Origin of the sequence: Pseudomonas sp. PDM25, assembly GCF_019219045.1 — a bacterium.
Taxonomy (GTDB): Bacteria; Pseudomonadota; Gammaproteobacteria; order Pseudomonadales; family Pseudomonadaceae; genus Aquipseudomonas.
Map to the genome: position 1 here is coordinate 37,141 of NZ_JAHUWL010000005.1, position 16,610 is coordinate 53,750.

General features: G+C 59.8%; 18 protein-coding genes and 1 tRNA gene. 16 read left to right on the forward strand and 3 right to left on the reverse strand.

Annotation, left to right across the window (positions count from 1 at the left end; genetic code table 11):
• Positions 1 to 11 precede the first annotated feature (11 nt).
• From KW848_RS10535 to KW848_RS10545, 3 genes are all read left to right on the forward strand, one after another.
• On the forward strand, positions 12 to 257 hold the full coding sequence (locus tag KW848_RS10535) for a DUF2789 domain-containing protein (protein WP_008148139.1): 246 nt from the start codon (positions 12 to 14) through the stop codon (positions 255 to 257).
• Between the two features lie 143 nt (positions 258 to 400).
• Entirely contained in the window at positions 401 to 646 is a 246-nt protein-coding gene (locus tag KW848_RS10540) for a type II toxin-antitoxin system Phd/YefM family antitoxin (RefSeq protein ID WP_008148141.1), read from the forward strand.
• Positions 636 to 917 carry a type II toxin-antitoxin system RelE/ParE family toxin gene (locus tag KW848_RS10545; protein WP_218536765.1) on the forward strand — a complete coding sequence of 94 codons (282 nt, stop codon included), beginning with the start codon at positions 636 to 638 and terminating at the stop codon, positions 915 to 917. The genes KW848_RS10540 and KW848_RS10545 overlap by 11 nt, the downstream gene beginning before the upstream one ends.
• Positions 918 to 931: 14 nt before the next feature.
• On the opposite strand, the gene KW848_RS10550 is transcribed toward KW848_RS10545, so the two are convergent.
• The gene (locus KW848_RS10550) at positions 932 to 1,111 is read right to left on the reverse strand and encodes a hypothetical protein (RefSeq protein ID WP_218536766.1); all 180 of its coding nucleotides are present in this window, start codon (positions 1,109 to 1,111) and stop codon (positions 932 to 934) included.
• 197 nt (positions 1,112 to 1,308) lie between these two features.
• Here KW848_RS10550 and KW848_RS10555 point away from each other — a divergent pair, with 197 nt between their 5' ends.
• The 7 genes from KW848_RS10555 to KW848_RS10585 all read left to right on the forward strand — a co-directional run bounded on the left by KW848_RS10555 (position 1,309) and on the right by KW848_RS10585 (position 8,896).
• Positions 1,309 to 1,737, forward strand: a complete 429-nt coding sequence (locus KW848_RS10555) for a MarR family winged helix-turn-helix transcriptional regulator (protein WP_218536767.1) — start codon at positions 1,309 to 1,311, stop codon at positions 1,735 to 1,737.
• Complete coding sequence (locus KW848_RS10560) at positions 1,734 to 3,806, forward strand: FUSC family protein (protein WP_218536768.1); 2,073 nt, start codon at positions 1,734 to 1,736, stop codon at positions 3,804 to 3,806. Before KW848_RS10555 ends, KW848_RS10560 begins: the two co-directional genes overlap by 4 nt.
• Positions 3,803 to 4,012, forward strand: coding sequence for a DUF1656 domain-containing protein (locus KW848_RS10565; protein ID WP_008148151.1), 210 nt, complete (start codon positions 3,803 to 3,805; stop codon positions 4,010 to 4,012). Before KW848_RS10560 ends, KW848_RS10565 begins: the two co-directional genes overlap by 4 nt.
• Complete coding sequence (locus tag KW848_RS10570; protein ID WP_218536769.1) at positions 4,009 to 4,896, forward strand: HlyD family secretion protein; 888 nt, start codon at positions 4,009 to 4,011, stop codon at positions 4,894 to 4,896. The genes KW848_RS10565 and KW848_RS10570 overlap by 4 nt, the downstream gene beginning before the upstream one ends.
• Positions 4,893 to 6,341 carry an efflux transporter outer membrane subunit gene (locus tag KW848_RS10575; protein WP_218536770.1) on the forward strand — a complete coding sequence of 483 codons (1,449 nt, stop codon included), beginning with the start codon at positions 4,893 to 4,895 and terminating at the stop codon, positions 6,339 to 6,341. The genes KW848_RS10570 and KW848_RS10575 overlap by 4 nt, the downstream gene beginning before the upstream one ends.
• An 82-nt stretch (positions 6,342 to 6,423) precedes the next feature.
• Positions 6,424 to 7,062 carry an NADH:ubiquinone oxidoreductase subunit N gene (locus KW848_RS10580; protein WP_111449530.1) on the forward strand — a complete coding sequence of 213 codons (639 nt, stop codon included), beginning with the start codon at positions 6,424 to 6,426 and terminating at the stop codon, positions 7,060 to 7,062.
• 328 nt (positions 7,063 to 7,390) lie between these two features.
• Positions 7,391 to 8,896, forward strand: a complete 1,506-nt coding sequence (locus KW848_RS10585) for a YdgA family protein (RefSeq protein ID WP_218536771.1) — start codon at positions 7,391 to 7,393, stop codon at positions 8,894 to 8,896.
• A gap of 119 nt (positions 8,897 to 9,015) precedes the next feature.
• On the opposite strand, the gene KW848_RS10590 is transcribed toward KW848_RS10585, so the two are convergent.
• Complete coding sequence (locus KW848_RS10590; protein WP_218536772.1) at positions 9,016 to 10,545, reverse strand: apoptosis inducing factor family protein; 1,530 nt, start codon at positions 10,543 to 10,545, stop codon at positions 9,016 to 9,018.
• A 139-nt stretch (positions 10,546 to 10,684) separates the two neighbouring features.
• Between KW848_RS10590 and KW848_RS10595 the strand changes: the two genes are divergently transcribed.
• From KW848_RS10595 to KW848_RS10615, 5 genes are all read left to right on the forward strand, one after another.
• Complete coding sequence (locus tag KW848_RS10595; protein ID WP_111449527.1) at positions 10,685 to 11,245, forward strand: YbhB/YbcL family Raf kinase inhibitor-like protein; 561 nt, start codon at positions 10,685 to 10,687, stop codon at positions 11,243 to 11,245.
• A gap of 89 nt (positions 11,246 to 11,334) precedes the next feature.
• Complete coding sequence (locus KW848_RS10600) at positions 11,335 to 13,044, forward strand: VWA domain-containing protein (RefSeq protein ID WP_218536773.1); 1,710 nt, start codon at positions 11,335 to 11,337, stop codon at positions 13,042 to 13,044.
• Between the two features lies 1 nt (position 13,045).
• A complete protein-coding gene (locus KW848_RS10605; RefSeq protein ID WP_218536774.1) occupies positions 13,046 to 13,612 on the forward strand; it encodes an RNA polymerase sigma factor in 567 nt (188 codons plus the stop codon).
• Positions 13,609 to 14,232, forward strand: coding sequence for a hypothetical protein (locus KW848_RS10610; RefSeq protein WP_218536775.1), 624 nt, complete (start codon positions 13,609 to 13,611; stop codon positions 14,230 to 14,232). Before KW848_RS10605 ends, KW848_RS10610 begins: the two co-directional genes overlap by 4 nt.
• Before the next feature lie 20 nt (positions 14,233 to 14,252).
• On the forward strand, positions 14,253 to 14,519 hold the full coding sequence (locus tag KW848_RS10615; RefSeq protein WP_256365108.1) for a hypothetical protein: 267 nt from the start codon (positions 14,253 to 14,255) through the stop codon (positions 14,517 to 14,519).
• Between the two features lie 142 nt (positions 14,520 to 14,661).
• On the opposite strand, the gene KW848_RS10620 is transcribed toward KW848_RS10615, so the two are convergent.
• Positions 14,662 to 14,738, reverse strand: a tRNA-Arg gene (locus KW848_RS10620).
• A 350-nt stretch (positions 14,739 to 15,088) separates the two neighbouring features.
• On the opposite strand from KW848_RS10620, the gene gabD reads away from it, so the two are divergent.
• A complete protein-coding gene (gene gabD / locus KW848_RS10625) occupies positions 15,089 to 16,531 on the forward strand; it encodes an NADP-dependent succinate-semialdehyde dehydrogenase (protein ID WP_218536777.1) in 1,443 nt (480 codons plus the stop codon).
• Positions 16,532 to 16,610 lie beyond the last annotated feature (79 nt).

Sequence of the window (16,610 nt, forward strand, 5' to 3'; positions counted from 1 at the left end):
AGGAGCCCACCATGGAATCCCCAACCCACAGCCTCCCCAACCTGTTCAAACAACTCGGCCTGCCTGACGACGCCGAAAGCATCGACAAATTCATCGCCACCCACTCACCGCTCAAACCCGAATTGCACCTGGCGGATGCGTTCTTCTGGACCAAGAGCCAGGCGGATTTCCTGCGTGACGACATTCTGGATGACGCCGATTGGGCGGAGGTGGTGGATCAGCTGGATGTGCTGTTGAGGAAGGGGCGGGGGGTGTAAAAATCTGAGCGAAATGGCTGGAATGTGCAAAAAACTTACAAGAGTTGAAGAAATCTGGGTGGATATCCAATTTCAAGTTTTTTTCTAGGTTGCTCATAAAGTGTGAATAGACCAGAATCGTGACCTGAATTGAGGTCTTAATTATGCAAAATGTTCTGGCCGACATGGCTGTCAGTGTGTCTGAGTTGAAGAAAAATCCATCTGCGGTTTTGAGCGGCGCCCATGGCGGGCCTGTCGCGGTGCTGAATCACAATCGAGTGATGGGCTACATGGTCCCGGCCGATGTTTTCGAGGCCATGATGGAACGTCTCGATGACCTTGAATTGGCAGAAATTGTTCGCTCACGTAGGCATGAAACGCCGATCCCGGTAAATCTGGATGACCTATAAGCTCGAATTCCTGCCGTCTGCACGCAAGGAGTGGGACAAACTGGGTCATACATTGCGCGAGCAATTCAAAAAGAAACTGACAGAGCGACTTGAGCTCCCGCGAGTGCCCTCAGATTCACTACATGGAATGCCTGACTGCTACAAAATCAAGCTGCGGTCATCGGGGTACAGGTTGGTGTACGAGGTTATTGATGAGCGTGTAGTCGTTTCCGTGGTGGCAGTGGGTAAGCGTGAGCGAAGCGCTGTTTATGATCGAGCCAAGAAACGCTGATGGCGTCGACCCTTTTATTCTGTCGCCTGCGCCCGCTTAGCGGCATATTCAGTTTCGATCTCTTCATTACCGCGGCCTTCGCCCTTGCGCAGTGATCGCCGTGCGGCGTCCACTTTCCTTTGCAGGAAGTTGCGGTACTGCGTTGAGTCTTCGGAATCTAAAGTACTTTCTGGTTCAGCAGGACGTTTAATCATGGTTTAAGTCTCGGTGGGTTCGCGAATTCGTTACGCAGTTTCGAATGCTATGGCGATTTCTACCGAGTCTAGGCATGGACCATGCCCACCAAATTGTTTCAAAACTTGACCAGCTTTCCCCCCAAATGCCATATTGATAGTTAGCAAACTAACAGTGTGTGCATTCCCTCGTGCCGAAGAACCTCGACGCTCTCCAGATGAACATCAGCAGCTCCATGGTGGTGGCCGCCAGGCATTGGCGCAGGATCTGCCAGACCACGCTGGTCAACTATGGAATCTCCGAAGCCTGCGCCGTTCCGTTGTTGATGATCGGGCGTTTGGGCGAGGGTGTGCGGCAGGTGACGGTGGCTCAGGCGGCCGGGATGGAGAGCCCGTCTTTGGTGCGTCTGCTGGATCAGTTGTGTCATGCCGGCTACGTCTGCCGTACTGAAGACGCCCATGACCGTCGCGCCAAATGCCTGAGCCTGACCGAGACGGGTCGTGAGTTGGTGCAAGCCGTCGAAATCGAGCTGGTGCGCTTGCGCCATGAAGTGCTCGAAGGGATCGATCAGAGTGATCTGGAAGCAGCGTTGCGGGTGCTGAGGGCTTTTGAATCGGCCAATCATCTGCCGGTGATCAACCCTTGAACGGATTTTTTACCGGCATGCCCCCGGCGCGGGACTGGTTCTACGGTGTGCGAACGTTCGCGGCATCGATGATCGCGTTGTACATCGCCATGCTCATGCAAATGCCCCGGCCTTATTGGGCGATGGCCACGGTCTACATCGTTTCCAGTCCGTTTGTCGGCCCTACCAGTTCCAAGGCGCTGTACCGCGCAGTCGGCACCCTTCTCGGTGCCGCCGCCGCGGTTTTTTTCGTGCCGATGTTTGTTCAGAGCCCCTATGTGCTGGTGATGGTCATCGCGCTGTGGACCGGAACTCTGCTGTTCCTCTCAATGCACCTGCGCACCGCCAACAATTACGCGCTGATGCTCGCCGGGTACACCTTGCCGCTGATTGCCTTGCCCGTGGTGGATAACCCGTTAGCGGTATGGGACATCGCAGAGGCGCGGACTGAAGAAATCTTCCTCGGCATCGCCGTGGCAGCGGTGGTCGGCGCCATGTTCTGGCCCCGGCGACTGGCGCCGGTGTTCAACGATTCAGTGAACAAATGGTTTGCCGATGCTTCGACTTACAGCCTGCGTTTCCTTAGCCGCAACGTGCAGCCGGACGAAGTCAGTGCGCTGCGTTCGTCGATGGTCGCAACCTTCAACACGCTGGAATTGATGATCGGCCAGTTGCCCCACGAAGGCGCGCGACCGCAAACCGTACGCAATACCAAGGAACTGCGCGGTCGCATGATTCACCTACTGCCAGTGATCGACGCCCTCGACGACGCGCTCTATGCCCTTGAGCGACGCACGCCTGAGCTTGTGGATAAGTTCGCGCCGCTGCTGGCCGCGACCACCGAATGGCTCGGCCATAAAGACGCCGACCTCGCCCGCTGGCAAGCACTGAAAGATCAACTCGAAGCCCTGCAACCGTCCGCCGAAGCGCTGGATGATCGCAAGCAGCTGCTGTTCTCCAACGCCCTGTATCGCCTCGGCGAGTGGATTGATCTGTGGCAGGACTGTCGCAGCCTGCAGTACGCCATCCAGTGCGAAAGCCAGGACAGCTGGCGCGCGGTGTATCGGCACTGGCGGCTGGGTCGGCTGTCGCCGTTTCTCGACCGTGGGCTGATGCTCTATTCGGCGGTGTCCACCGTCACCGCCATCATCGTCGCGTCGGTGCTGTGGATTCTGCTCGGCTGGACCGACGGCGGCGCCGCGGTGATTCTGGCGGCGGTGGCGTGCAGCTTTTTCGCTTCGATGGACGACCCGGCGCCGCAGATTTACCGGTTCTTTTTCTGGACGGCAATGTCGGTATTGTTCGCCAGTCTTTATTTGTTTCTGGTCCTGCCCAACCTGCATGACTTCCCGATGCTGGTGCTGGCGTTTGCCGTGCCGTTTATTTGCATCGGCACCCTGACGGTCAAGCCGCAGTTCTATCTGGGCATGCTGCTGACCCTGGTCAACACCTCGTCTTTCATCAGTATTCAGGGCGCCTACGACGCGGACTTTCTCAGCTTCGCCAACTCCAACCTAGCCGGTCCCGTGGGCTTGTTGTTCGCCTTCGTCTGGACCCTGATCGCCCGGCCGTTCGGCGCCGAACTGGCGGCCAAGCGCCTGACCCGTTTCAGCTGGCACGACATTGTCAGCCTCACAGAACCGGCGTCGCTGGCCGATCACCGGCACTTGGGCGTGCAAATGCTCGATCGCCTGATGCAGCATTTGCCGCGCCTGGCCATGACCGGCCAGGACACCGGCATCGCCCTGCGGGAAGTGCGCGTGGCGCTGAACCTGCTGGATTTGCTCGCCTATACACCACGAGTCCTCGGCGCACCGCAAGTGCTGCTGCACCAGGTGGTGGCCGAGGTCGGCGAGTATTTCAAGGCCTGCCTCAAGGCTGGCGAACGTTTGCCGGCACCGAGTCCGTTGTTGATGACCCTGGACCGCACCCGCCGTGCCCTCAACACGGAGTGCGATGAGGGCGCCCGTCTGCATCTGCTGCATGCCTTGAGCGGCCTGCGCCTGTCGCTGCTGCCAGGGGTGGAATTCGTCGGCAGTGGCGAGCTCGAAGAGCCGCTTCCCCATGGCATCGATGGAGCGCCTTTATGATCGGTGATCTGGATATCAGCGGGGTGTTCCTGCCCACGCTACTGGTGCTGATGGGCATTACGTACGTGTTGTTCCTGCTGGTGCACGGGTTGCTGACGCGTCTGCACTTTTACCGTCTGGTCTGGCACCGGGCATTGTTTAACGTGGCTCTCTACGCTTTGCTGCTCGGCGCCGTGGACTCACTCAGTCGATACCTGATGACATGAAAAAACCTTTTTTGACCCTCGGTCGCGTGGTGCTGACCCTGCTGATCGTGAGCTTCGCCGTTGTCGTGGTCTGGCGCATGGTGATGTATTACATGTTCGCGCCCTGGACCCGCGACGGCCACATCCGTGCTGACATCGTGCAGATCGCGCCGGACGTGTCCGGGCTGATCCAGCAGGTCGACGTGCGTGACAACCAACTGGTGAAACGTGGCCAGGTGCTGTTCAGCATTGATCAGGACCGTTTCAAACTGGCCCTGCGTCAGGCCAAGGCGGCGGTCGCCGACCGTCAGGAAACCCTGGCGCAGGCGCAACGCGAAGCCAAACGTAACCGCGGCCTCGGCAATCTGGTGCCGGGCGAGCAGCTGGAAGAGAGCCAGTCCCGGGTGGCCCGCGCCGAAGTGGCGTTGATGGAAGCCCAGGTGGCGGTGGACAGCGCCCAGCTCAACCTCGACCGCTCGACCATCCGCAGCCCGGTGGACGGCTACGTCAACGACCGTGCACCGCGCAACCAGGAATTCGTCACGGCTGGGCGGCCAGTGTTGTCAGTGGTGGACAGCAATTCATTCCACATCGACGGTTATTTCGAAGAGACCAAGCTGGACGGCATTCATGTCGGCCAGAGCGTCGATATTCGGGTGATCGGCGACCGCGCTCGCCTGCGCGGGCATGTGGAAAGCATCGTCGCCGGCATCGAAGACCGCGACCGCAGCAGCGGCAGCAACTTGCTGCCCAACGTCAACCCGGCGTTCAGCTGGGTGAGGCTGGCCCAGCGAATTCCGGTGCGGATCGCCTTCGATGATGTGCCGGCGGATTTCCGCATGATTGCCGGGCGGACCGCCACGGTGTCGATCATTGACGACCAAACCCAGGAGCCTTCGAAATGAGCAGGGCCTCGGGTTTGGCTATCGCCGGGTTAGGCCTGTTGCTGTCGGCCTGTCAGGTGGTCGGGCCGGATTATCACGTGCCGGACGAGGCCGCCGTACACCGTGAAGACTTGCAGGGCGACTTGGCGGTGAACGGCAAAAATGTCGTCTCGGCACCCGTGCCCAGCGATTGGTGGCGCTTGTATCAGGACCCACGCCTGGATCAATTGGTCGAGCAGGCCATGGCCTCCAACACCGATTTACGCGTGGCGGCGGCGAACCTTTCCCGAGCGCGTGCGCAGGTCGATGAAGCTCAAGCGGCAGGTGGCTGGAGCGGCGGGGTGAAGATGGGCGCCCAGCGTTTGCAGGAGTCCGGCGAAGCATTCCTGCTGCCGGAGAAAGTGCCGGTGGCCAACGTCGGCGACATTGGCATTACCACCTCGTATCAGTTCGACCTGTTTGGCACGTTGCAGCGCGGCATCGAAGCGGCCAAAGCCAATGCCGATGCGACTCAAGCCGCAGCCGATACCGCGCGAATCACGCTGGTGGCCGATGTCGTTCGGGCCTACACCCAAGTCTGCGCCGCCAACGAAGAGCAGGAAATCGCCCAGCATTCTCTCGACCTGCAAGCCCAGAGCACCACGCTGATCCAGCGCTTGCGTGACGCCGGGCGCGGTGATGAAACCCAGGTGACCCGCTCACAAACCCAATTCAAATCCCTGCGCGCCGACATGCCGCGTTATGAGGCCGCGCGTCAGGCTGGTTTGTTCCGCTTGTCGATGCTGCTGGCCAAACCGCTGGATCAACTGCCAGCCGGCACCGACCGCTGCGCGCAGCTGCCAAAGATTGCGCAATTGTTGCCGGTCGGTGACGGCGCGACGTTGCTCAAGCGCCGTCCCGATGTGCGGCAGGCCGAGCGACGACTGGCTGCCGCGACCGCCGGTATCGGCATCGCCACCGGCGAGTTGTACCCGGACATCAGCATCGGCGCGACCGTCGGTACCGTTGGCATCCTGGAAAACCTCGGCAAACCGGCGACCAATCGCTGGGGCTTCGGGCCGTTGCTGACCTGGACCGTGCCGTCCAACGGCTCCCGCGCGCGAATCCGCGAGGCCGAAGCAACAACCCAAGGCGCGTTGGCGCATTTCGATGGCGTGGTGCTCAACGCCATCCGCGAAACCCAAACCGGCCTGGCGCAATACTCCGCGCTGTTGCAGCGCCGCGATGCGTTGGCCGACGCCGAGCAATCGGCGCAATTGGCCGCAGACCAGACCCACCGCTTCTTCCAGGCTGGCCGCGCATCGTTCCTGGCGGACTTGCAGGCGACCCGCACCTACACCGACGTGCGGGCGCAACTGGCTTCCGCCAGTACGCAGGTTGCGATGAGCCAGATCGATTTGTTCCTGGCATTGGGCGGCGGCTGGGAAAGCGGACGAACGCAAGGCACGAACTCCGGCAAACCCTGAGGCCGTTGCTATGCTTTGATTTGATGAGGTCGCGCGTCGAACTCATCAATCAAGGCTCGCGTTGGTCATGGGGATTCCAATAATGAAAAACCCTTATGCTCCCGGCTTCTGGTGCGCTATAGCGGCATTGGTGTTGCTGTCGGCCACCTATTTCTACGGCATCATGCTCGCCCACCAGATCGACAAGGCACTGGTGTTCCTCGACAGCGCCGCGGCATTGATTGCCGTGATGGCAATCGTGGTGGTGGCCTGGGCTTCAGTCCAGGGCACGCGCATCAAAAAAAGACAGCTCGAACAAGGCAAGACCCTGGTGCTGATCTGGGACACCAAGGTCGCGCTACGCCGTGTCGAAACAGTGTTCGATCGGTATTTCTGGGGCAGTTACTGGCAACCGGGGCGTACGTTCCAGGAAGTCATGGGCGAACTGACCGGCACCCCGCTGGAAAAAAGCCTCGAAACCCTGAAAAAACAATGCCTGGCGCTGGACAAGCAAGTGGCCGAGGACGGCTGGCACTGGCTCAATAACGCCCGTGAACTCTCCGATGTCGCCACCGCCATGGCCCGTGAACGTTATCAACTGGACTTCTGCGATCCGCGCTCGGAATCCCCTAGCGGCACGGCGGTGATCAATCGCGACTTCGAAGTGCTGGTCTATACATGGACCGCACGGCTCAAGAGCTTTGATCATCAGCTTGATGAGATCGAGGTTCAGTATTCTTGAATGGGATGTTGCCTGACCTGACGCCTTCGCGAGCAAGCCCGCTCCCACATTGAATCTCAGGTGTTCACAAATTCTGTGTTCGCCACCGATCTAATGTGGGAGCGGGCTTGCTCGCGAAGGCGATCTAATGAGTACTGAAACTCTCACCCCCTGCCAGTTGTCCACAAGCAGTGGCATTCCATAGACACTCTTTCACCTTTAATCATTGGGTCGCCCGGTGCGCCTGATGCTAATCTCCATCGCACTTTTAACGCAGTCGTGACCGTAACCCGTCGGGTTCAGGGAAGACGACCACACCTTCAAACAACGGACATTGATCGGGTCATTCATGAATAAATCAGCAGGCGTGCTTCTTGGAATCGTCGTTGCCATCGGCGCAATCAGCGCTGGCGGTGCCTGGTACACCGGCACCAAGCTCGAAGGTGTGCTGAACACCTCGATCGCCGACGCCAACAAAGAGTTGCAAGCTGCGCTGGTCGGTTCCAACGGCACAGCGTCGCTGGAGCTGGTGTCGCTGGAGCGCCATGTGTTCAGCAGCACCGCGCACTACCGCCTCAAGGGCGAAGGCGAGATGTTCGGTGAAGCACCGGTGGAGTTGCTGTTCGTCGATCGCATCGAACACGGTCCGCTGCCGTTTTCGCGTCTGATGTCGTTGAAGTGGCTGCCGGTCCTGGCCACCAGTCACTACGAACTGGAAAGAACGCCTAACACCGAGAAGTGGTTCGCCGCTGCCAAGGACAAATCGCCAATCACGGGCGTGGTCAATATCGGTTACGACAATGCCACCAACGGCACCCTGCAATTGCTGCCGCTGGACGTGGCGCTTGACGACAAGTCCAACCTGAAATTCTCCGGGCTGAACCTCGATGTCGCCGCCAGCGCTCAAGCGCAGAAGCTCAAGGCCGACGGTTACATGGACAGCCTGACCCTGAGCACGGTGGCTGAAGATCAGACGCCGGTGAAGGTCGAACTGAATGGCCTGACCGTGGCCAGCAACCTGACAAAAAGTACCTACGGCTACTACACCGGCGAGAACACCGTCGAGCTGACCGACAGCAAGACCACCTTCGGCGCCAAGCAGTCGGTTTTGGGTTTCAAGAAATTTGAAATGAAGAACCAGACCGAGGAGTCCGGCACCAGCGCTTCGGGGCGTGCCGATTACAAGGTGGGTGAAGTGTCCTTGAACGGCAAGGCTGTCGGGTCTGCGCAGATGGCCATGAGCCTGAAGAACCTCGACATCCCGGCAACCATGTCGTTGATGCAGATTTACCAGACCAAACTGCAACCGTACGAGAGGGCCGCCGCTGAGGCCGCCGCTGCGGGTGAACCGGCGCCACAGCTGGTCCTGACCCCGGCCGAAGAGGCGCAGGTCAAAACCGGCCTGGAGAAACTGCTGGCTGCCGGCCCGCAGGTCGCCCTGGAGAATCTGTCGTTCAACACCGCCAATGGTGAAAGCCGCGCCAACCTGGTGCTCGACCTGACCAAACCACAATCCATGGACCTGCCGCCGGACCAGTTGACCCAACAACTGATCGCGCTGCTGGACGTTAACGTGAAAGTGTCCAAGCCAATGCTCGTTGACCTGCTGAGCGTGCAGTCGCAAATCGAAGGTCAGACCGACGCGAAACTCATCGCCGATCAGGCCACCGCCACCGCCGACATGTTTGGCAGCATGGCAGTCGGTACGCAGTTGGCAAAACTGGACGACAACAACATCGTCTCCAAACTGCACTACGCCAATAATCAGGTGGAATTCAACGGCCAGAAGATGACCGTCGAAGAGTTTGGCGGGTTTGTCATGAGCAAATTCGGCGGTAATGTCGCCGTCGAGTAACACCAGGGCTTACAGACCGACGCCCGGCCTCTGCGCAACGCAGACGCCGGGCGTTTTGCTGTCTGGCTTGTGGCGAGGGAGCTTGCTCCCGCTGGAGGCCGAAGGACTCCCACTTCCCGTTAATTCAAGTCCCGAATCAACCGCCACGCCTCATCCACCGGCAACGGCTGTTTCATCCGTTCGGCGAGTAGCGCTATCGCACGTTCTTCATCGCAAGCCACCGCGGCGACCACCAATCCCTCCTTGCCGAACAGGCCGATAAAGGGAGGGTGGTCAGGGTCGCCTTTGAACTCGACCTCGTCCCAGGTCGCGGCGTGGCCAATGTAGTCGTAGTTTTTACCGAAGTGCCAGGTCCAGAAATAGGGCACGTCGAGGTAATGTTCGTCGCCGCCGAGCATGTTCATCGCCGCGATCCGTGCCTGTTGCTGTGCCAGGCGCCAATGTTCGATCCGTTGGGGCTGGCCGTTGAGCGGGAAGGTCGCGATATCGCCGGCGGCCCAAAGCCCATCGGTCACGCGCATCCCGCCGTCGACCTTCAGCGACTGGTCTTTTTCCAGAGGAAGGCCGGTAAATGCGCCGGTTGCCGGGCTGACGCCAATGCCGACCAACACCAGATCCGCCGGTAAACGTTGACCGTTGTCCAGGCGCACCGCTTCGACGCTGGCGGTTCCTTCGATGTGCGTTGCATTGCCATCCGTATGAAACACCACGCCATTGGCCTCGTGCAGGGCACGAATCGCCTTGCCGACGGCGTCGCCAAACTGTTTGGCGAAAGGCACGGCGTGGCGGGCCAGCACGGTGACGTCCAGGCCGTATTGACGCAGGGAGGACGCGGATTCCATAGCGATGAAACTGTCGCCGATGATCACCGCTCGTTGGCCAGGTTTTGCCGAGCCCAGAATCCGCTGCGCCTGATCTTTCGAACGCAGCACGAACACCTGCGGCAGGTCGGCGCCAGGCAGCGTAAGCGGATTGGGTGTGCCGCCGGTGGCGAGCAGGGCCGCGTCGTAGCTCAGCGATTGACCATCAGCCAGGCGCAACGTCTTGTTCGCGGCGTCCAGGCTCATCACTTCAGCGTTCATCCGCTCAATGCGCTGTTCGCGGTAAAAATCTTCATCACGCAGCGGCGGGACTTCTTCCGGCGGCATCTCCCCGGCAATCACGAATTTGCTCAGGACCGTGCGGTCGTAACCGGCGTCGGTTTCACGGTCGATCAACAGCACCCGGCCACCGAAGCCCTTTTCGCGCAACGCTGCTGCGCACGCTGTACCTGCGGCGCCGGCGCCGATGATTACAAACGTTCGCTCGTCGTCCGCCGGTGGGGTATGAGCGTCGGACATCGGCTGATCGTCGACCCAGACTTCGTCATCGCGCACTTCCAGCCGATAGCGCTTGAGGCTGTCCAGGGCCGGCGGTTCGCACAGCGCACCGTCCTCGATCCGATACGCAGCCTTGTGCCAGGGGCAGATCAAACGTCCGTGGCACAGAGCGCCGTCGGCCAGCGGCGCCCCGGCATGGGGGCATTCGCCCTGAAAGGCGCGCAGATGATCGCCCACCCGCAGCAGGACAATTTTCGTGTCCGCGACCTGGACTTCAAGGCCCCGGTTTTCGGGCACATCGGCGAAACGGGCGACGCGGTGCAGTGCCATGATCACTCTCCAGGCAAGCGTTTCACTTAAGAGTTTGGCGCTTATCTGGAGGTTCAGCCAATTCCTGCTGCCACCGAGTGAACGGTCCAGCTATAGTTTGCACGCCGACGACGGCCCCACCCGCACAAGGTGCTCCGGTATGACCCGATTGACCTCTCTGAACCCTTGGCTGGCGGCCGTTGCAGTCGCCCTTTGCGTGCAATTGCCGGCGCAGGCCCAGGAGCGTTTTACCCTGAACATCCCAGGTGTCACCGACGATCGACTGTTTACCTCGGCGGCCGCCAGCGATGCGCCCAATTGTGGTGGGCACAACCAGTCACCGGCCTTGAACTGGAATGCCGGCCCGGCGGGCACCCTCAGTTACGCCATCGTCATGCATGACCCCGATGGCGCGAAAGGCCAGGGTGTCGATCACTGGGTGCATTACGGCATCAAACCGACCACCCACCAGATCCCGGCCGGTGTCGGCGCCAAATCCGCCCTGGAAGGCGTCGGGGGCATGAACGTCAAAGGCACCACAGGTTATGTCGGTCCTTGTCCGCCGGTCGGCGATAGCGCGCACCACTACATCATCCAGATTTATGCCCTGGACCTGGCACCGGACGCCTTGCCTGCTGGCCTTACCCGCGCACAGCTACTGGAAAAGATCAAAGACCATGTGCTGAGAAACAGCAGCGTAGTGCGGCGTTATCACCGCTGAAGATTCTTTTCACTGCGGTTTAACCCGAACCTGTCGGGCTGTCCGTCTCAGAGGATGAATGGATCAATTTCCTCCTGAGGTCAGCCCCCATGTCCCTCCCTCTGCATTTCCTCCGCCCGGCCGCCCAGGGTTTCGCCGCCGGGTTGCTGCTGGCCATTGCCGGTTGCGGCGTTTCATCCAAGCCTGATTCCGCCTCGGCTGCGCCGCCGGCTCAAGGTGCGCTGCCGGCTGAAGTACTGGTGCGCAGCGAGGCTGTCATGGCGGACACCTCGATGGCCAAGCGCAGCCTCGGTGCGGCACCAGCGACGAGCTATGCGCCGATGCCGGCGGGCGAGGCATCTCCGCAGGGCTATCGGGATGAGCAGCGGGAGCAGTATCAAGCGCTGGCGGATAACCCGATTCACAGCGTGGCCGAAGCGCCCGTCTCGACTTTCAGCGCGGACGTCGACACCGGTGCATACGCCAACGTCCGCCGCTTGCTCAATCAAGGGCGCCTGCCACCGGAAGGTGCGGTGCGACTGGAGGAAATGGTCAATTACTTCCCCTACGATTACGCATTGCCCACCGATGGCTCGCCCTTCGGCGTGACCACAGAGCTGGCGCCGTCGCCGTGGAACCCGCATACCCGATTGCTGCGCATTGGCATCAAGGCCTCGGACCGCGCGGTTGCGCAACTGGCCCCGGCGAACCTGGTGTTTCTGGTTGACGTGTCCGGCTCGATGGACAGACGCGAGGGTTTACCGCTGGTCAAAAGCACCCTGAAATTGCTGGTCGATCAATTGCGCGAGCAGGACCGGGTTTCATTGGTCGTCTATGCCGGCGATTCGCGTGTAGTGCTGGAGCCAACGTCCGGACGCGAAAAAGCGAAAATTCGTACAGCCATCGATCAATTAACCGCCGGCGGCTCCACCGCCGGGGCGTCAGGCATCGAACTGGCTTATCAAATGGCGCAGCAGGCGTTTATTCCCAAGGGCATCAACCGCATCCTGCTGGCCACTGACGGTGACTTCAACGTCGGCATCAGCGACTTCGACAGCCTCAAGCAAATGGCTGTGGATAAACGCAAGACCGGCGTTTCCCTGACCACATTGGGTTTTGGTGTGGATAACTACAATGAACACCTGATGGAACAGTTGGCCGATGCCGGCGATGGCAACTATGCCTACATCGACAACCTGCGCGAGGCGCGCAAAGTGCTGGTGGATCAACTCGGCTCGACCCTCGCGGTCGTGGCGAAAAACGTGAAGCTGCAAGTGGAGTTCAACCCGGCACAGGTCAGTGAATATCGGCTGTTGGGGTATGAGAATCGTGCGTTGAAACGTGAGGATTTCAGCAACGACAAGGTCGATGCCGGTGAAATCGGCGCAGGGCATACGGTGACGGCGTTGTACGAAATTGTGCCCAAGGGCGAGAAGGGCTGGCTGGAGCCGTTGCGGTATGGCAGCTCCGGGGCAGTTACTTCCGGGAAATCTGGGGAAATGGCCATACTGCGCGTGCGCTATCAGTTACCCGAAGGTGGGAACAGTCGCTTGATTGAGCGGCCGATCACTGACAGTGCTGCGCCAGCCAGTGAAGACCTGCGATTTGCGGCGGCCGTGGCGGCGTTTTCCCAGCAGCTCAAGGACGGGCGTTATACCGGCGATTTCAGCCTGAAGGACACCGAGGCTTTGGCGCGCGGTGCGCGGGGCGAAGATCGATTTGGTCTGCGGGCAGAGTTCGTGCAATTGGTGGAGCTGGCGCAAAGTCTGCGGACCACGACCGCATCGAACAGTGAGCCGCTTAAAGGAGGCTACAACTGAAATGTCTGCTCCTGAATCGAGCGATGAATCGCTGCTGGCCCGTTATCGCGCAGGCGACGGGCCGGCGTTCGAGATTCTGTACGCCCGTCACCGCCAAGGGCTCTACCGATTCCTGCTCGGCCTGAGCGGCAAGTCCGAGCTGGCCGAAGAGGTTTATCAGGACACCTGGCTGAGCCTGATCCGCAGCACCAGTCAGCCACAAGGTCGGGCGAATTTTCGTACCTGGCTTTACCAGATTGCCCGCAACCGCCTGATCGATCACTGGCGCAAACACGGAATCCACAACCCCTTGCACGACAGCTATGACGAACAGATCCACGCGCTGAGCGATGACGCTGCCGATCCCGAACAACTGCTGAGCCTGAGCCGCGACAGCCAGCGCCTCGAAGCGGCCCTGCAAAACCTGCCCGCTGACCAGCGCGAAGTGTTCCTGCTGCGCGCCCACGGCGATCTCGACCTGCCGCAGATCGCCACCCTCACCGCAACACCGCTGGAAACCGTCAAAAGCCGCTTGCGCTACGCCCAGCAAAAACTGCGTCGGCTGCTGGCCGAGGAGGTACTGACATGACTGACGCCCGTCCTACGCCAGAAGACCAAGTGTTGAAGCACTATCGTGAACACGCGACCAGCGAACCGCCGGCCCATCTCGACGCGTTCCTCCTGGCTGCCGCACAGCGCGAAGTCCCGATGCACAAGCCAGGTCTGTGGAAACGCTGGGTCCAGGCCTGCCAGAAACCCCGTTGGCAGGTCGCATTTGCCAGCCTCGTCGGCGTCGCCCTGATGCTTGCACTGGTGCAACGCACGGAGGAACAACTGCCGAGTTACGACTTCGCGCCTGCACACAAAGTGTCTGCGCCAGTCGCCAAAAAAGAAGCACCGCCATCAGTTGCGCGCTCTCTGGCAGCTCCGGCCGGCGCGATGTCCGCCCCCGCGCCTGCGGCCCCAATGGCCGATCTTGCTGCCCCCGCGCAGAGCGAATCGATCAGCGCTGAAATGGCTGACGAAGCGAAGGTCAGCAAACGCTCTGCGATAGCGCCGGCAAAGTCTATCGACGATCAATTAAGGGAAGTGATCCGCCTGCAAAAGGCTGGTCAGGCTCAAGCGGCTGCTGACCTGATGGCGACATTGCACAAACGCTTTCCCAAGGAAAATCTCACAGCCAGGCTCAAGGATTTGCAGAAAAACTGAGCCGCAGGGCGGTCAGTCATTTGGCATCGACACCCGAAAGCGCGCACTATCGGCCCATAGCCGATGCGTTGGAGGAAGCCATGGCAAAAAAAATCGACCGCATCGCCCAAATGCTCAACTGCCCGGTGAAGGGGCAGGAATTACGGCGCGCGGTGACTGAGAGTCGTAAGGAGTTTCTGCTGGCGAAGCAGGAAGAGGAAGCGTATGAGGAAGACGTTCTTGATGATGAAGTGGTCGAGGACGAAGAGGATGATGAGTACGACGAGTTTGATTGGACGACTGAATGAAAAAACCGCTTCGGCGGTTTTTTTTCAGGCTCAGTTGTTCGGTTAAACCGAACAACTGCTTCCAGCGCGCGTCCTGAGGCTTTAACGACGGACACAAAAAAGCCCCAGACCCTAAGATCTGAGGCTTTCTCGTTTCTACGTATGGTGCACCAGGCGGGATTCGAACCCACGACCACTGCCTTCGGAGGGCAGTACTCTATCCAGCTGAGCTACTGGTGCAATGCGGGCGCCATGATACTCATATGCACTGCGGGCGTCCATGCTGCTGAATCGCCTGCGGTTTTCCAAAGCGTAACCTGCGGTTGCTACGTTGATCAGAAAAATTAGGCAAATGCGGCGTTTTCGTTCTTTTTTTCGAACAGGCTATTGTCCTTTACCCCCTTTGATCCTAGGATTCGTTTGAGATTTCAAACGCTCTTGTCTGGGTGCTGAACCGCACGAGTTTCAATCAGTGCGCTATTTATGTGCTTCAGCCCGGTGAATGATTTCCCTGACGGCAGCCTATAAGGCGCCTTTCTACAATCATAATTCGCTCCGCGCTTGCCGCGGTGCTGTTAAGGAAAGCCGACATGCAGCTTAAAGACACCCAGTTGTTCCGCCAGCAAGCCTTCATCGATGGCGCTTGGGTTGATGCGGACAATGGTCAGACGATCAAGGTCAACAACCCGGCAACGGGCGAAATTCTGGGCACCGTGCCGAAAATGGGCGCTGCCGAAACCCGCCGTGCAATCGAAGCCGCTGACAAAGCGCTGCCGGCCTGGCGTGCACTGACCGCCAAGGACCGCGCCAACAAGCTGCGTCGCTGGTTCGAACTGATCATCGAGAACCAGGACGACCTGGCTCGCCTGATGACCCACGAACAAGGCAAGCCATTGGCCGAAGCCAAGGGCGAAATCGTTTACGCCGCTTCCTTTATCGAGTGGTTCGCCGAAGAAGCCAAGCGCATCTACGGTGACGTGATTCCAGGTCACCAGCCAGACAAGCGCCTGATCGTGATCAAGCAGCCAATCGGCGTGACCGCTGCAATCACCCCGTGGAACTTCCCTGCCGCGATGATCACCCGTAAAGCGGGCCCGGCCCTGGCAGCCGGTTGCACCATGGTGCTCAAGCCTGCTTCGCAAACTCCGTTTTCCGCATTCGCGCTGGCTGAACTGGCCCAGCGTGCCGGCATTCCTGCCGGTGTGTTCAGCGTGGTGACTGGCAGTGCCGGCGACATCGGCAGCGAGCTGACCAGTAACCCGATCGTGCGCAAACTGTCCTTCACCGGCTCGACCGAAATCGGTCGTCAGCTTATGGCTGAATGCGCCAAGGACATCAAGAAAGTGTCCCTGGAACTGGGCGGCAACGCGCCGTTCATCGTGTTCGACGACGCGGACCTGGATAAGGCCGTCGAAGGCGCGATCATTTCCAAGTACCGCAACAACGGCCAGACCTGCGTCTGCGCCAACCGTCTGTACATTCAGGATTCGGTCTACGACGCGTTCGCCGAGAAGCTGAAAGTGGCCGTGGCCAAACTCAAGATCGGTAACGGTCTGGATGACGGCACCACCACTGGCCCGCTGATCGACGGAAAAGCCGTGGCCAAGGTTCAAGAGCACATTGCTGACGCGATCAGCAAAGGCGCAACCGTTCTGGCCGGTGGCAAGGTCATGGAAGGCAACTTCTTCGAGCCGACCATCCTGACCAACGTGCCGAAAAACGCTGCCGTGGCCAAGGAAGAAACCTTCGGTCCATTGGCGCCATTGTTCCGCTTCAAAGACGAAGCCGACGTGATCGCGATGTCCAACGACACCGAGTTCGGTCTGGCCTCGTACTTCTATGCTCGCGACCTGGGTCGTGTGTTCCGTGTGGCTGAAGCCCTGGAATACGGCATGGTCGGCGTCAACACCGGGTTGATCTCCAACGAAGTCGCGCCGTTCGGCGGCATCAAGGCGTCGGGCCTGGGCCGTGAAGGCTCCAAGTACGGCATCGAAGATTACCTGGAAATCAAATACCTCTGCCTGGGCATCTAAGCCCGGCAGGGCATTGCTTCAAACGCAAAGGGCACGAGAGCGCTGTCCCTTTGCGTGCTTCAAACGGAATATTCTCTGT

What these genes read in the sequence shown, in the direction of transcription:
- KW848_RS10535 (WP_008148139.1), top strand. Translation starts at nt 12, where the DNA reads ATGGAATCCCCAACCCACAGCCTCCCCAACCTGTTCAAACAACTCGGC.
- KW848_RS10540 (WP_008148141.1), top strand. Translation starts at nt 401, where the DNA reads ATGCAAAATGTTCTGGCCGACATGGCTGTCAGTGTGTCTGAGTTGAAG.
- KW848_RS10545 (WP_218536765.1), top strand. Translation starts at nt 636, where the DNA reads ATGACCTATAAGCTCGAATTCCTGCCGTCTGCACGCAAGGAGTGGGAC.
- KW848_RS10550 (WP_218536766.1), bottom strand. Translation starts at nt 1,111, where the DNA reads ATGATTAAACGTCCTGCTGAACCAGAAAGTACTTTAGATTCCGAAGAC.
- KW848_RS10555 (WP_218536767.1), top strand. Translation starts at nt 1,309, where the DNA reads ATGAACATCAGCAGCTCCATGGTGGTGGCCGCCAGGCATTGGCGCAGG.
- KW848_RS10565 (WP_008148151.1), top strand. Translation starts at nt 3,803, where the DNA reads ATGATCGGTGATCTGGATATCAGCGGGGTGTTCCTGCCCACGCTACTG.
- KW848_RS10570 (WP_218536769.1), top strand. Translation starts at nt 4,009, where the DNA reads ATGAAAAAACCTTTTTTGACCCTCGGTCGCGTGGTGCTGACCCTGCTG.
- KW848_RS10575 (WP_218536770.1), top strand. Translation starts at nt 4,893, where the DNA reads ATGAGCAGGGCCTCGGGTTTGGCTATCGCCGGGTTAGGCCTGTTGCTG.
- KW848_RS10580 (WP_111449530.1), top strand. Translation starts at nt 6,424, where the DNA reads ATGAAAAACCCTTATGCTCCCGGCTTCTGGTGCGCTATAGCGGCATTG.
- KW848_RS10585 (WP_218536771.1), top strand. Translation starts at nt 7,391, where the DNA reads ATGAATAAATCAGCAGGCGTGCTTCTTGGAATCGTCGTTGCCATCGGC.
- KW848_RS10590 (WP_218536772.1), bottom strand. Translation starts at nt 10,545, where the DNA reads ATGGCACTGCACCGCGTCGCCCGTTTCGCCGATGTGCCCGAAAACCGG.
- KW848_RS10595 (WP_111449527.1), top strand. Translation starts at nt 10,685, where the DNA reads ATGACCCGATTGACCTCTCTGAACCCTTGGCTGGCGGCCGTTGCAGTC.
- KW848_RS10600 (WP_218536773.1), top strand. Translation starts at nt 11,335, where the DNA reads ATGTCCCTCCCTCTGCATTTCCTCCGCCCGGCCGCCCAGGGTTTCGCC.
- KW848_RS10605 (WP_218536774.1), top strand. Translation starts at nt 13,046, where the DNA reads ATGTCTGCTCCTGAATCGAGCGATGAATCGCTGCTGGCCCGTTATCGC.
- KW848_RS10610 (WP_218536775.1), top strand. Translation starts at nt 13,609, where the DNA reads ATGACTGACGCCCGTCCTACGCCAGAAGACCAAGTGTTGAAGCACTAT.
- gabD (WP_218536777.1), top strand. Translation starts at nt 15,089, where the DNA reads ATGCAGCTTAAAGACACCCAGTTGTTCCGCCAGCAAGCCTTCATCGAT.